The organism is Paraburkholderia podalyriae (genome assembly GCF_014397785.1).
Taxonomy (GTDB): domain Bacteria; phylum Pseudomonadota; class Gammaproteobacteria; order Burkholderiales; family Burkholderiaceae; genus Paraburkholderia; species Paraburkholderia podalyriae.
Genome location: NZ_VZQQ01000002.1, coordinates 113,115 through 126,906, shown reverse-complemented (window position 1 = coordinate 126,906; position 13,792 = coordinate 113,115). Strand labels below are relative to the sequence as shown.

10 protein-coding genes and 1 pseudogene are annotated in these 13,792 nt (G+C 57.9%); 2 read left to right on the top strand and 9 right to left on the bottom strand.

Annotated elements, in window-relative coordinates; translation table 11 throughout:
* Positions 1 to 66 precede the first annotated feature (66 nt).
* Complete coding sequence (locus F6X42_RS02840; RefSeq protein WP_187632751.1) at positions 67 to 393, bottom strand: HdeA/HdeB family chaperone; 327 nt, start codon at positions 391 to 393, stop codon at positions 67 to 69.
* Between the two features lie 701 nt (positions 394 to 1,094).
* On the opposite strand from F6X42_RS02840, the gene F6X42_RS02835 reads away from it, so the two are divergent.
* Positions 1,095 to 1,607: a class I SAM-dependent methyltransferase gene (locus tag F6X42_RS02835; protein ID WP_246529927.1), complete on the top strand. Its 513-nt coding sequence runs from the start codon at positions 1,095 to 1,097 to the stop codon at positions 1,605 to 1,607.
* 257 nt (positions 1,608 to 1,864) lie between these two features.
* On the opposite strand, the gene cydB is transcribed toward F6X42_RS02835, so the two are convergent.
* From cydB to F6X42_RS02805, 6 genes are all read right to left on the bottom strand, one after another.
* Positions 1,865 to 2,860, bottom strand: a complete 996-nt coding sequence (cydB, locus tag F6X42_RS02830; RefSeq protein WP_187632750.1) for a cytochrome d ubiquinol oxidase subunit II — start codon at positions 2,858 to 2,860, stop codon at positions 1,865 to 1,867.
* 33 nt (positions 2,861 to 2,893) lie between these two features.
* Positions 2,894 to 4,294: a cytochrome ubiquinol oxidase subunit I gene (locus F6X42_RS02825; RefSeq protein WP_376776306.1), complete on the bottom strand. Its 1,401-nt coding sequence runs from the start codon at positions 4,292 to 4,294 to the stop codon at positions 2,894 to 2,896.
* Between the two features lie 151 nt (positions 4,295 to 4,445).
* Positions 4,446 to 5,870 carry a c-type cytochrome gene (locus F6X42_RS02820; RefSeq protein ID WP_187632748.1) on the bottom strand — a complete coding sequence of 475 codons (1,425 nt, stop codon included), beginning with the start codon at positions 5,868 to 5,870 and terminating at the stop codon, positions 4,446 to 4,448.
* A 2-nt stretch (positions 5,871 to 5,872) separates the two neighbouring features.
* Entirely contained in the window at positions 5,873 to 7,510 is a 1,638-nt protein-coding gene (locus F6X42_RS02815) for a GMC family oxidoreductase (protein WP_187632747.1), read from the bottom strand.
* A 33-nt stretch (positions 7,511 to 7,543) separates the two neighbouring features.
* Positions 7,544 to 8,092: a sorbitol dehydrogenase family protein gene (locus tag F6X42_RS02810; RefSeq protein WP_187632746.1), complete on the bottom strand. Its 549-nt coding sequence runs from the start codon at positions 8,090 to 8,092 to the stop codon at positions 7,544 to 7,546.
* A gap of 212 nt (positions 8,093 to 8,304) precedes the next feature.
* The gene (locus tag F6X42_RS02805) at positions 8,305 to 9,426 is read right to left on the bottom strand and encodes a hypothetical protein (protein WP_187632745.1); all 1,122 of its coding nucleotides are present in this window, start codon (positions 9,424 to 9,426) and stop codon (positions 8,305 to 8,307) included.
* An 852-nt stretch (positions 9,427 to 10,278) separates the two neighbouring features.
* Between F6X42_RS02805 and F6X42_RS02800 the strand changes: the two genes are divergently transcribed.
* Positions 10,279 to 10,839, top strand: a complete 561-nt coding sequence (locus F6X42_RS02800; RefSeq protein ID WP_187632744.1) for an NADPH-dependent FMN reductase — start codon at positions 10,279 to 10,281, stop codon at positions 10,837 to 10,839.
* A gap of 237 nt (positions 10,840 to 11,076) precedes the next feature.
* On the opposite strand, the pseudogene serC reads toward F6X42_RS02800, so the two are convergent.
* Positions 11,077 to 12,171, bottom strand: a pseudogene (gene serC, locus F6X42_RS02795) (3-phosphoserine/phosphohydroxythreonine transaminase).
* A 26-nt stretch (positions 12,172 to 12,197) separates the two neighbouring features.
* On the bottom strand, positions 12,198 to 13,439 hold the full coding sequence (locus tag F6X42_RS02790) for an ATP-grasp domain-containing protein (protein WP_187632743.1): 1,242 nt from the start codon (positions 13,437 to 13,439) through the stop codon (positions 12,198 to 12,200).
* Positions 13,440 to 13,792: the final 353 nt, after the last annotated feature.

The following is a 13,792-nucleotide window of genomic DNA, read 5'->3' as shown; positions in this document are numbered from 1 at the left end:
GAGCGGTAGGGATCTCATACATTTGTATAGAGGACGATCTGTATGGGATCGATAGTGCGCATCCGGTTAGTGGTGGTCGTAAAGATTGAACTTCCCCGACCTGGCCAGCTGCTTTATCTTGCCCATGAATGATGCTTTCGGCGTTTTCTTGCATTCTTCAACGACTAAGGCGACAGGACGTGCGGTGTCCACCACGAGCTCATCCGTTTCTTTCACACCGAGCCGGTCGACGCCGGCGGCCCAAAAAACCAATGCGGGCTTGAAATTGTCGTCCAGCGCGACGAAGTCTTCGCATTTCATTCGGCCTGGTTGCACTTTCGTGGGTGATTCCGCAAGCGCGATGGGTGACAGGCCTAAGCCCATCATGAACGCTCCAATCAGGATTATTTTCATAGTGTCTTTCTTCAGAGTCGAGTGATAAGGAAGGGAAAACGGGTGAGCAAGGAGAACGGCGTCTGTTGCAGACGTCGTGCAAATGCATCACCGCGAAATCAGATTAGACGTGCAAGACGAACAAGACAATTCCACGAACGGCAGAGATTGCCCCTGCTTATGAACGACTGCCTTGTACCTGCGTATGACGGGTTGATGGTAACTACTTGCGGGAGGCCTGCTAAGGCAGAGCCTTCCCGTCACCACATCGATGATATACACACGGATAAGAGCACTATGCTCACGAAGGACTGTCGCAACCGTTCGTACAATGGTCTTCGTGGTTCTAACGGCCTATTCTGATTTCGTCGACCTGGTGTTATCACAATGATCCCCGCCGGTTCCATGCGCCTCAAGTGGGCAAATGGAACCACCTTTCGAGCCGGCTCCGGCCGGCTCTCTTTTTCCCCGCGAAGTCGGTGAGTGGCGGCAAGGATCTGCCGACGGCGCATCGACAAGGGCGCGCTCGCAGTGTTTTCGCGTCGTGGTTGCGGACGTCTCGGTGCCGAGCGTGATAGCGACCGCCCGAGGTCTACCTCGTCCGTTGCCGTCCAATGTGGCTGGCGGCGCACAATGATGGATTGGCGCGATGGCTATACGCTCCTTTACCCTTTTCGACTAACGTGAAAGCTAAATTTCTCAGGCATTGGTTGCAGGATCCTATGTCTGTCGGCGCTATTGCACCGTCTTCCCGATATCTCGCCGCTGCCATGGCTGAAGGGGCGGAGGCTTTTGACGCAATTGTCGAAGTGGGCGGGGGAACAGGCGCCATTACCCAGGCACTCGCGAATCGTAATCCAGAGGCGCGTCTGGTTGTATTCGAACTGTCGGAGCAACTCGCTGACGGCCTGCATGCGCGGTTTCCTCATGCTCAGGTGGTCGCCGGCGCATTCCACGAAAATGTCTCCGTGCTGCACGACCTTCCTCCGAAGACGGTAGTCGTGTCGGGCTTGCCCTTCAGGTCATTGCCGGCCAGGATTGTGCGCCCAACGGTGGACGCGCTGGCTGATGTTTTGCGTGCGGACCAGGCGCGCCGCCTCGTCCAGTTCTCATACCGGCTGCGCGCTCCATTTGCGGCGCCTGCGGATTTTGTCTGGCGCAGGGTTTGCACTGTCTGGCGAAACGCCCCGCCCGCCAACGTGTGGGAACTCCATGGCAAACCGGTTTCAGCCTGATTCGATACTGAGGGGCAACAGTTCAAGTTTCGGCGAACGCCTCGGCGCGCATCGTGGTCGCGGCGGAACTCTCTGCAACGCGACGTCCGTCTATTAGTGCATCGCGGCTGCGACAAGAAGACGGAATGGGAGCGCGGTCAGCATGGCAGCGGCAAACCCTACGCACCACAGAATGACAAACCACATCATTCGGGTTCCGTATAGACGGCTCCAATGTTCAGTTTTTTCTGGCATCACATTCTCCGTTTATAAGATCATTAGTCATGCGTGCCGCGGTGAACTTTGCCGCGGAATACCCAGTAGCCAGCGGTCGTGTAAGCCAGAATGATGGGAATGATGATCACCGCACCGATCAGCGTAAAGGTCAGGCTTGAATGAGGTGCCGCGCCTTCCCAGAGCGTCATCGAGTTCGGGATGGCGAACGGCCAGATGCTCACAAGCAAGCCGATGTAACCGAGAAGAACCAGAAGCAGTGCGAGTATGAATGGAGCGCTGTCTCGGCGCTGCACGACTGCCTTGAACATCAACACGGCGACGATCGCGACCAGAACCGGTACCGGATGAAGACGGATCCGGAAGCTCGAATCAAACCATCGCGATGCAACCTGCGAATCCGCAAGCGGCGTCCATACAGTTACAGCGACGATGAAGACGAGGAGTACGAGAGTCAGTGGCCATACAAGTCTGTGCATACGGCGTTGAAGATCACCTTCGGTTTTGAGTACGAGAAAGGTGGCGCCAAGCAGTGCATAGGTCGCCATCAGGCCCATACCGGTAAAGAAGCTGAATGGTGTCACCCAGAAGAACGGGTCGCCGGAGAATACGCCATTCGATACGGGAATTCCGTGCAGATAGGACCCTAAGATCGTGCCTTGGAAGAACGTCGCACCGGCCGAGCCGCCTATGAACGCGAGGTTCCACAAATTCCTCGTCCGATTTGCCTTTTCCCGGATTTCGAATGACACGCCACGAAAGATCAGGCAAACGAGCATAAAAACGATCGGCAGATACAGAGCCGAGAGAGCAACCGAGTAGACGGTTGGGAATGCTGCAAACAAGGCCGCACCGCCGAGGACGAGCCAGGTTTCATTGCCATCCCACACAGGCGCGATCGAGTGCATCATCAGATCGCGCTCGGCGTCGAGGGGGAAAAATGGAAAGATGAGGCCTATCCCTAGATCGAAGCCATCAAGGGCCACATAGATGAACAGACCAAGGGCAATGATCGCCGCCCAAATCACCGTGACGTCCATTTGATGCTCCTATATGTTCGGAACGGCGGACAGTTAGTCTGCCGCTGCTGCGAGGGGGCGACGACCGCTCAGTTCTTCATCGAGGCCACGGTGTGGCGTATGCGACCTGGAGTCGGGGAACGGCGGCCCGAGTCGGATGAGCTTCAGGATGTAATAGATTCCGGTCCCGAACACGAGGCTGTACACCGTGACGAAGATCAGTAGTGAGACTCCTGCTTCCTGGGGGGTAATGGGAGAGACTGCCTGCGACGTGCGGAAATATCCATAGACCACCCACGGTTGACGACCGACCTCTGTCGTAATCCAGCCGGCTATCAGGGCGATGAAGCCAGACGGTCCCATAATGACCATCAGCCTTTGGAACCATCGATTTTCATAAAGGCGCCCACCGCGTCGCAAGAGCACGCCTAGAAGCGCTGTCAGTATCATCAGCATGCCGAGCCCGGCCATGATGCGGAAGCTCCAGAAGATGATCGAGGAGTTCGGCCGGTCTTCCTTTGGGAAATCCTTCATTCCACGGATCACGCCGTTCCAGCTATGCGTGAGAATAAGACTCCCCAGATGCGGAATCTTGACGGCGTACCGGGTTTCTTCGGCGTTCATGTCGGGAAAGCCAACGAGGTTCAACGCGGTACCGCCTTGCTCCGTTTCCCACAAACCTTCAATCGCAGCGATCTTGACAGGCTGGTACTTGCGAGTGTTCAAACCGTGTTGGTCGCCCACAAGGGCTTGTATAGGGGTGAAGATCATAAGCAACCATAGCGCCATGGAGAACGAAGATTTGATGGCGGGGTCGCGCCTTCCTCGTAGCAGATGAAATGCGCCGGTTGCTGCAACGAGAAATGCAGCGGCAATGAATGCCGCTATACCCATGTGCGCCAGTCGATAGGGAAAGGATGGATTGAAGATGATCTGAAACCAGTCTTGAGGGACAACGTGGCCATTCTCAACGGTAATCCCTTGCGGGGTCTGCATCCAGCTGTTTGAAGCCAGAATCCAGAAGGTAGAGGTCAGTGTGCCGACTGCCAGCATCAGTGTCGCGAAGAAATGGGGACCCTTTCCGACTTTCTCCCATCCGAACAATGCGATGCCCAGGAATCCTGCCTCAAGGAAAAAGGCAGTCATGACTTCATAGGTCAACAAGGGTCCGGTAACAGGGCCTGCGAACTTGGAAAAGCCCGCCCAGTTGGTTCCAAATTCGTACGCCATCACGACGCCGGAGACAACGCCCATGCCAAATCCAACTGCGAAAATCCTCGACCAGTACTGGCATAGATCTTTGTAATGCTGCTTACCGGTTCTCAGCCAGGCGAACTCGAGCACAGCGAGGAAGCCTGCAAGGCCGATGCTGAGCGCTGGAAAGATGATGTGAAAGGAGACAGTGAAAGCGAATTGCAGTCTGGAAAGGTCCAACGCACTCGGGTTCATACACATCGCCTCGCAAGGAACGCGCCGTCGTCGCTGTGACGGGGCTGGTGACTGGAGAATGGACTAGGTCTCAGCAGGCAGTCCGATGATTTGCCGCCATGTGGTCTTCGCCAAGGCGCCCATCAGCATTGTGCGAGAGGCATACGCTGCTGGAACCTCAGTGGGCAGCCTTTCTTTTCCTGACGATGACAAAAGCCAGGATCAGGAGCACGATGACCACCCCTGCCGCGATGCCGATGCGGGAGAGCGCAAGAAGCGGAGACGTGGGCCCGCCGCGGCGCACCTCGGCAACGTCTTGTGCGGTGATAGGGATGTCGGCGCGCCCATAGTGAACAAGGACATAGTTACCCGCAAGGGCGATCTCCTCATCGCTTAGAGCGGTGGAATCAGTTGGCTTGCCTCCGAATCCAGGCATGTATGCCTGCCCTTTGGACGTGGTGCGATCTACGCCGTAAAGTATCGTGGCGATCAGGTTGTTGGCATTCACCGATCCTGTTGCGGAGTTGTGAAACAGACTGGGATAGTAGCCATCTTTGCTGCCTTGACCTTGGGCCGAATGACACGAAGCGCAATTGCCTTGAAATAATTCCGCGCCCGTAGGATGGGCATCGTTGTCGGACCGGATCCCGTCCGTACCGCGCAAGGTGGCGAGCTCAGACGACATCTTTCCCGCAGTAAAGCGGGGCGCGCTGTCTCGTGAATCATGAATCGGAGGGATACCCTTCACATAAGTCGCAATGGCGTCCACATCCGCCGCCGACAGGTACTGGGAGCTGTGCTCGACCGCTTCACCCATGTCTCCCGCAGCCTGCGCCTTACCGCGCAGCCGCCCGGTGCGCAGGTACTCCACCAGTTCTTCCCTGGTCCAACTGCCAATACCGCTTGCCGTGTCCGACGTGATGTTAGGCGCGTACCAGGTTCCGACTTGTCCACCGGAGAGCTCCAGTCCGGCTTCTTCCTGCATCATGAAACCGCGCGGAGTGTGGCACACGCTGCAGTGCGCGGCGCCCTGTACCAGATATCTGCCTCGGTTCCATTCTGCGGATTGGTGGGGATCTGTCTGATAGGTATTCTTGTTCAGGAACAGCAGGTTCCACACTTTCAACGACGCGCGTATGTTCATTGGGAACGGCAGCTTTGTGTCCGGCGCCCGTACGTCCACGGCCGTCACGCCGAACCTGAAATACGTGTAGAGCGCGTGTACGTCGTCATCGGTGAGGATCGAATACGACGTATAGGGCATCGCGGGGTAGAGGTTTGCGCCGTCTGCACGGATCCCGTGCCGGATAGCTTCGGAGAACTGCTCTTCGGTATAGCGGCCAATGCCGAATTCGTTTGACGGCGTGATGTTGGTCGAGTAGATCGTGCCGAGCGGCGAAACAAGAGGAAGCCCGCCTGCAAAAGGCTTGCCCTGCGCGGTGGTATGGCACGCCGCGCAGTCTGAAGCTTTGGCGACATACTCACCGCGTTTGATCACCGCAGCGGTCTCGGTGGGGCCATCAGCGGCGTAGGAAGAAGCAGCCGCCATGCAGCCGGCAAACAGGACCAGCACGCGGCATAAACGATGACTGAAATTGCGCATGATTAGCCGTGCTTGAGTTGATCAACAATACTGTCGGCCGCCTTCAGTGCCAAGGCCGCCATGGTGATGGTGCTATTTCCGCTGCCTCCAGTGGTCATCGCCGCGCCGCCCGGCAAGAACAGGTTATGGTGGTCATGAGAACGACAGTCGATATCCACCACCGACGTAGCGGGATCGGCGCCCATGATGCAGCCGCCCATGATGTGATCGCTGTTGAGAAACTCAGTGGAGAGCTGGAAGTCAGTGGCGCCAAGTTCGGCGGCCAGGCGTCTGAGCAGCGGCACGGTATATTCGTTCGCGCTGCGACGCACATAGTCCCCGACGTCGTTGTAGATGTTTGGCTTATTGATGCCAAGCCAGTCTCTCTTGCTCGACAAGGTCACGCGATTTTGTGCCTGTGGGAGCGGCTCATGTTCGATGGTCAACCTTGCGGTGCAGGCAGAGAGCCGTCGAATTTCGGCATCGAGGGCCTTGCCGACCAGCCCTTTCTTCAATGCAGCGGCGCCGCCAATGCCGCTGCGGGCGAAATTCTCCATGCGTATCATCGCGCCGCTGTAGCGGCTGCGGAAGTCGCCTTGCGATGTGTTCATGATGCTGCTGTTCTGGACCGGTCCAACCCCTGTCCACAGTGGTTCCGCAAGCGTCACTTCCGCGATCAGCTTGGGCTGATCCATCATGTTGCGACCCACCTGATCGGAGCTGTTGGCAACTCCGTTGGGGTTATGCTCGTCCTTCGAAAGCAGTAGAAGTTTCGGCGTCTCTATGCTGTTGCATGCGATCACAAAGACTCTGGCAGTGACTCTGTGCGAAGTCTTGTTCGGATCAAAATAGTGGACCGCCTGAACCGAATGCTTCGCGTCGGTCTCAATTCGGTAGACCACTGCATTGACCAGAATCCTGCCGCCTTTCGCCTCTATTTTCGGCAAGGCCGATGCCGCATCGTACTTGGCCGCAATGGGGCAAACAGGAAAGCAATTATTGTTGCCGCAACACGGTGGCCGTCCGTCGTATGAAACGCCGCTGTTGCGCGCTTGAGGCGCGGGGAGGTTCTTCAGTCCGAGTCTGGCAGCGGCTTCGGTAAAACGCTGCTCTCCAGGTCCAAAGGGTAGCGGACCCATTGGATAAGGCTTGGAGCGTATCGGTGGCCATTGCAGCGCGGGCTCAGCCGGACCGCAGACGCCCATCGCGTATTCCGCGCGCGTGTAGTAGGGTTCGAGTACGTGGTAGTCGAAAGCCCAGTCACGTCCAACCCCATAGAGAGTTTTCAGGCGGAAATCGTCCGGTACCATGCGCCAGCAAATACCCGCCCAGTGCCAGGTGGCCCCTCCTGCATAGCGGACGTAGCCCTGGCGGAAGGCCCGGGCATCCGGACCTTCCAGTTGGAGATATTCGGCTGCCTCTGCGTCGGTGCTCGATTCCAGATGGGGGGCCCACGGTTTCGGTGGGTAGGGGGCGTCGAAGTGAAGCCGAAGACTGGGAGGCAGATTGCGGTAGTTTTCCACGATTCGCCAACGGTCAACCCGCGGGCCTGCTTCGAGCATTAGCACGGACAGACCTGCGTCCAACATGTGTTCCGCGACCAGGCAACCCACCACACCCGTTCCCACCACAACGACGTCCGCGCTGTATTCATTTGCCATCTGGAACTCCTCTGGTTTTCGAATAACGCGCATTTAGAATTTCGGCATGTCGCTCAATGGGGGCGCAATTGCGTTCCAACCGTTCGGCCCCGATTTCGCGTAGGTCGGAATAGTCATGACGTCGACCGTCGGCTGGTACATCAGCGCGAATTCGTACGCAAAGACTTCCGCGCCTGGAGCGTCGGTGAGTACACCCATGTACCACGCGCTGATGATCGAAAGAGCGGTCTCCTTCAAAGGGCCTTGCGGGATATCGGGGAAAAAGTCTTCGACGACGCGCGCATTTTTCTTTCTTGCAATGGCTAGCAATTCGATGATCTGATCGGGAAGCGACGGAGTCGCCGCACTCATGGCGCTAACGAGTCTTTTGCCGATGGCTCGATCCAGTTGGTGCGGAATCAGGAGCGACGAGATATCCATGAATCGCGTCAAGGGGTCATCCGGCAAAGCGGCATCCGGCAAAGTAGCCGACAGCGTCGGGAAGGCTGCAAACCCACCCAAAAGAAGTGCACCTCCCACGACTATCCTGCGCCGACCGAGACTGAATTCCAGGGGGGCGTCGTCACGATACTGATCAGGCATATGCTTCCACCATTAATAGCTGATACGGCTTGTCGGTTCTTAACGAGAAACCAGCCTGAAGGTTATGCCTGCAAGATAAGCACGGCCATTCTACGAACGGGCTGGACTTCTCCTGCTTGGGAATAGGTGTCCTATACCCGCGTATGATCGGCCGAAGGCGGTGAGCTTGCTCCACAACAGTAGCGTGGCTCGCGCCCGGAGCGCATCGCGCTTCAGCGCGGTGCGATATAGACGCTGCCATTGGCCGAGTCGTGGCGGTTTGCCATCTCCTGCGACGCGTTCACTCCAACCTGTACGGGCCACGAGATACGCGCGTAGTCACCGACCACATACACCATGTTGTAAGGGCCGTCGCCGGGAGAAACGAGGAAGGTTGGGCGCACCACGGCAAAGTAGTCGGAGACCGGCGCCGGAAGCCGGTTCGGGTCGTTTAGCAGGAGCAGGGGGGCGTGAAAGCCGAGATGCGACAGAATCGCAGATCCGACGGCGCCCTGCCAGTCACTCTCATTCACCAGCGTGAAGCCATGGCCGGCGCCGTTCACGTTCCACCCGACCATCCCCATCGGGTCCCACATGCGCGCGAACGCGACGCTCTCAGCGATCGGGTTGTCGGCGGGCGGTGCATTGAACGCGACCGCATCGTCGTTCGTGATCCGCGCCACCGTGCCGTACCGGTTCAACTGCCGCACGAGCGCCTCCGGCACCTGTTGCCGGCCGCCCATCACGTAAATAATGGCCTTGCCCATGCGCCGCTTCAGTGCATCAACCGTTGGCCCCGGCAAATGATCCGCGTTGGGATCGATCCACACCGCCGCACCGGGCATGTGTGAGATCCAGTGCGTGATGGGCAGCATCAGGCCCGGTGATTCCGTCGAGCCGACGAACACGTCCATGACCCCGGCGCCACCCCCGGCTGCAGAGGTCATCATCGTCGGCACCCCGGTGTCCGGGTTCTCGATGTGGCCGTAGATCTCGTCGATCCGGTCGGCGAGCGCGAAGTCGTCCGCTGCCGTGATCGCTTCCGCTTTCAGTCCGAGCGTGGTGAGCTGCTGCATCACCGCGGGATTGGCCGCGGCGCCGACCGCGAAGACCTGCACACCATCGTGCCGCGCAATCCCGACGGGATGCAGGCGGCGCAGTTCCTCCATCGTTTCCGGCGGAATCCCGTTGGGACCGACAAACAGAACCGGTGCATTGTCGGGGAAATGGATCAGTTCGGTCGCGCTGATCCCGGCAAGCTCGTCGTCGGCGGTCAGCAGGGTGACGGCCCAGGGGCGGTCTGACGCCTTGTTGGCCTCGCCCGGCGCTGCCGGTGCCAGGGAAGCCGTGTACACATGGCGCGTTACTGCAATGGCCTCCTCGACCGGCGTGCGGCCGAACAGGCGTGTTGTGTACTCGGTATCTGCAATTAATGCACTGGGTTGGCCTGGCGGAGGGGGCGGGTTGTCTACAGGCGCAGCTTGCGCTGTTCCGGATGCCAGGAGACCAAGCACGAGAGCAAACAGCGGAACACGGCGGTGCTGCGGGCGCGAAGGAAGAGTGATGTTCGAGACACTCCGATGAAGAAGGTGATAACTGGTGCGGTGTTGGACGATTGATCCGCGTAAGTTAGGATTCCATAGGCACGCGGATGGAACACGACTCATGCTAACCGGCGCGTCCCGCGTTCAGCCATTGCACTTACGGAGTACTGCGACGTCGCAAGGGATCGTGGCCAATGACACTTTCGTCTTAGGGTTCGCGATGGATGAATGTCCCCTATAGAGAGCGAATAGCGGCGGTCGTAGTCGCGCCGTGCTCGCCGAGTACGATCCATTCGTGCCAGTTGATGAGGTGCAGGCTAGCGCCACGAGATTCGTTCGAATGACACGAAAGGCGGACGCCGCAAAGAAGACCATTCTACGAACGGTTGCCGCAGTCCTCCGAGACCGCCGCGTTCTCATACGTGTGTATATCCCGAAGAGTCCAGCAACCGGCTGTTCGTGCTTTGCGGCATGTTCCGAGAGCTGTTTCCGTCACGCCGCCATACGCAGGTATAAGACAACCATTCCCCTATAGGCGCGGTCTATGTCGTTCGTAGGATGGAGTTGTTTGTCTCGCCGATCTAACCTGATGTTCAGCCGGGGCATTTGCGCGATGCATGTCGTCAAACGCAAACGCACCCTTCTGTCATCAACGGAGCGCTCATGTCGGAACCTTATAAAGTTGCTGTACTGATTGGCAGTCTTCGCCAGAAGTCCCTCAATCGCATGCTGGCCAACTCACTCGCGCAGATTGCACCGCCAAGGTTGTCGCTGCACATCGTGGAGATAGGCGCGCTGTCTTTATACAACCAGGACCTCGAGGACGACACGCCGGCAGCCTGGAAAGCTGTCAGAAACGACGTGTCAGCGATGGATGCGGTTCTGTTCGTTACCCCGGAATACAACCGCTCCATTCCAGCCGTGCTCAAGAATGCTGTCGATGTTCTCTCCCGGCCTCACGGAGCAAGCGCATTGTTAGGGAAACCCGCGGCCGTTGTCACCTCGTCGCAGGGAGCAATGGGCGGGTGCGGTGCGAACCATCACCTTCGGCAGTCGTTGGTTTGTATTGGCGTGAACGTGATGTCCACGCCTGAAGCATACGTAGGCGGCATGGCTAGTCTGTTTGACGAGCAAGGCGTCTTGACCAATTCCGGAACCAGTCGGTTTCTGGAGGAATTCATGGCCGCATTCTCGCAATGGATCGAGCGGTTTGCGAAGGGCTAGTCTTTACAGGAAGCACGCGCGAACGTGAATACGCGGTCTGGCGGTGGCGTCAGTCGCAATCGGTCGCCTCTACTATGCCGGGGTTTAGCGCCGCGATGCGTTGCGGTCGTGCTCACGCTTTGCATCGGCGGCTGTATGAGCGGTCCGATCTGTTCAGGTCAATACCGCGCAACTGGCCGGCGAGCGCAGCCGTTTTCGAGCGGTGATGGATCGTTCGCCCTACGAGCGCTGCATGGGTCAGACGCGTTGCACGCCGAAGTCCTTGAGCGCATTGCTTAGCATGTCGACGGCCTGCTCGGTAACGGCGTTATATAGCGACGCGCGCAGCCCCCCAATTGACCGATGTCCCTCCAGCCCGATGATGCCTCGTTCCCAGGCCCCAAGGATAAACGCATCGTCGAGTCGGGGGTCTCCGAAGGTAAAGGCTACGTTCATTTGTGAGCGCCAGCGGTGGTCCGCGTGAATGGATATGGTGTCTTCCATAGCGTCCAGTGTCTCGTACAACCGTCGCGCCTTTCTGTCATTGACGCTTTGCATCGCCTGCAAGCCACCGACATCGAAGCGCAGCCAGCGCGTAATCAACGTCAGCACATAGATTGCGAACACCGGCGGGGTATTGTAATTCGAGCCATGCGTTATATGCGTGCGGAAATCGAGAATGGCGGGCAGTCCGTCCGGAATCCGTTCCAGAAGCGCACGCTGGATCACCGCAACCGTTACCCCAGCGGGACCGAGGTTCTTCTGCGCGTGGGCATACATCATCGAGAACACGTCGGGCCGGAAGGGCTTTGACAAAAAGTCAGAGGACATGTCCGCGATGAGTGGTACTGGTATCGGTTCGTCGCAAACCGGAAACTGCAAGCCCTCCACAGTCTCGTTCGACACATAGTGCAGTTAGGCGGCCGACCTGGATATATTCAATGCATGAAGTTCAGGCAGTTGCCGATAGCCGGAAGCCTTGCCATCCCAAGCAACTTTTCTCGCCGTCACCTTGGCCGCCTCGGACGTCGCCCGGCCGCTCCAGTAGCCCGATGTCACATATTCTGGCGGTGAGAGGTCATGGACAGCAATGTTCATTGGAATCATTGCGAACTGCAGACTGCTACCCCCCTGCAGAAACGTAACGGCGTAGTCGTCGGAAATACCGAGCAGGTGGCGCAGATTCAGTTGGGCTTCGTTCAGTATTGAGCGGAACCAGTCCGAGCGATGGCTCATGCCGAGCACCGAGATGCCCGTTTCCGGCAGGGCCAGCACGGCCTGGCGAGTCTGCTCCAGTACAGTTTCCGGAAGCGCTCCGGGACCACCAGAGAAATTCAATGCATTGGATTTCATTGTTCTTCGAAAGCCGTCAGGTTGGATCAGCACGACTTTGGGGACGTGCGGCGCAGCATCTGATCAAATGCGTCGAATATCCGCCGCATTTGCGGCAGCTTGTAACGAAAGGTGTTCGGATCGTCCATGTCGTGCACGACCATTGCAGTGGCGATTTCAAAGATGAGCAGCCGGTCATCCCCCGTTTCGGCACAATCAAATCCAACGTAGTCGAGGCCGGTTAATTCCGCGATCATCCGGAGCGCCTCTTTGTGACGTACTGCAAAACCGGAGTCGAAACTCGCCATCAGGTGCGCTTCTTCGTCCCGACGCTCGGGGTGCGCGAGCATTTCTGCATACGGATAGTGAACCATCCATTCTTTCGAAATGCCCATATGGCACACGAATGGCTTCCCCTCGATCATCACGATCCGGTATTTGCGAAACAGGCCGTCGGTACTGGAGTAATCGATAAAAGGCGCCACATAGAATTCCGTGGCCGCGGAATCATTCACGGATAGGGCGAGCTCCCGGCTGTCAGTCACCTTTGCCAGTCCCTGTCCCGCGTGCGATCCTGTCGGCCGGATGATGAACGGGTAATGTCCGTTCAGCAGATCAGACAGCTCGAATGCACCCGACGCCGCTTCGAGGACCCGCTCGCGTGGCAGGCGTACCGTGTGAGCCATGCAGATGCCGGGCACCGTTCCCAGCAACGTATAGGCTGCATCGCGCGTCGTGTGCGCGATACGTTCCGGCTGGTTCAGCACCTGGCAACGTGTGCCGCTGATTAGCGACGCAATTTGTGCAAGAACGCCGGCGTTTTCATCGGATGCGCACGCGGCCACGAAGATAACGTCATGTTCGGGCAGACTGATGTCCGGCTGTGGATGGGCGTCGACATACACGACGTCTATCTGCAGGTCGGCGTTCTCAAGCAGGCATTCGAAAGGCGTGTTCGCCATCAGATCGCCAGGAGCCTTGAGCATTAGCACCTTGACTGAACGCCCAGGTGTTTGGGCGTCCTTCAATCGATAGTGCCTGCGCATCTGGATCGCCTGCGCCTGGACGGCGATCGCGGCTTCCTTCTCATACTTCAATTGCAGTACGAGCGACAGATCGAGAAGCGCGTACGGGTCGTCATGGTGTGTGACGTGCTCAAGCAGGCTTTGCCCGAACGGTGTCAGATCGTTTCCAGCCGTTGCCGCCCTGAGCAATACGGCCAGTCCCAACGGCTGATGCGTTGATGGATGCGTGGCATCACTGGTTAGTTCCGTCTGAACAGTATTCATGGATGGAACACTTCGATGGAATGATGCCCGCGCTCATCGGCCGCGTTTGCCGGCATTGTTTTTTCGTGACGCTCGGTCGCACCGTTGCCCATGCATGCCCGCGCGGATACGAAGGGTCATTGGGGACTAGGGCATGTCTATCGTCTGAGTGATGCTTGCATGAGATCTTGCCGTGACGACCCTGTCGAAAAGGTGGCGGGGAAATTACCGTTTTGTCATTTTGACTGTTCGCCGCGATGCGCATTTTTTAGCGCCTCTGTGTCCTTCGCTGGCATCGTTCACGACCTCCAGCAACATTACCGGATCGTAATCACCCGCCCGGGTGCTTGACGGTATCATTTGATGGTCAACGC

Excerpts from the sequence above, each read along its gene's own strand:
- F6X42_RS02840 (WP_187632751.1), bottom strand. The coding sequence starts at position 393 with ATGAAAATAATCCTGATTGGAGCGTTCATGATGGGCTTAGGCCTGTCA.
- F6X42_RS02790 (WP_187632743.1), bottom strand. The coding sequence starts at position 13,439 with ATGAATACTGTTCAGACGGAACTAACCAGTGATGCCACGCATCCATCA.
- F6X42_RS02825 (WP_376776306.1), bottom strand. The coding sequence starts at position 4,294 with ATGTGTATGAACCCGAGTGCGTTGGACCTTTCCAGACTGCAATTCGCT.
- F6X42_RS02800 (WP_187632744.1), top strand. The coding sequence starts at position 10,279 with ATGTCGGAACCTTATAAAGTTGCTGTACTGATTGGCAGTCTTCGCCAG.
- F6X42_RS02820 (WP_187632748.1), bottom strand. The coding sequence starts at position 5,870 with ATGCGCAATTTCAGTCATCGTTTATGCCGCGTGCTGGTCCTGTTTGCC.
- F6X42_RS02810 (WP_187632746.1), bottom strand. The coding sequence starts at position 8,092 with ATGCCTGATCAGTATCGTGACGACGCCCCCCTGGAATTCAGTCTCGGT.
- F6X42_RS02815 (WP_187632747.1), bottom strand. The coding sequence starts at position 7,510 with ATGGCAAATGAATACAGCGCGGACGTCGTTGTGGTGGGAACGGGTGTG.
- F6X42_RS02835 (WP_246529927.1), top strand. The coding sequence starts at position 1,095 with ATGTCTGTCGGCGCTATTGCACCGTCTTCCCGATATCTCGCCGCTGCC.
- cydB (WP_187632750.1), bottom strand. The coding sequence starts at position 2,860 with ATGGACGTCACGGTGATTTGGGCGGCGATCATTGCCCTTGGTCTGTTC.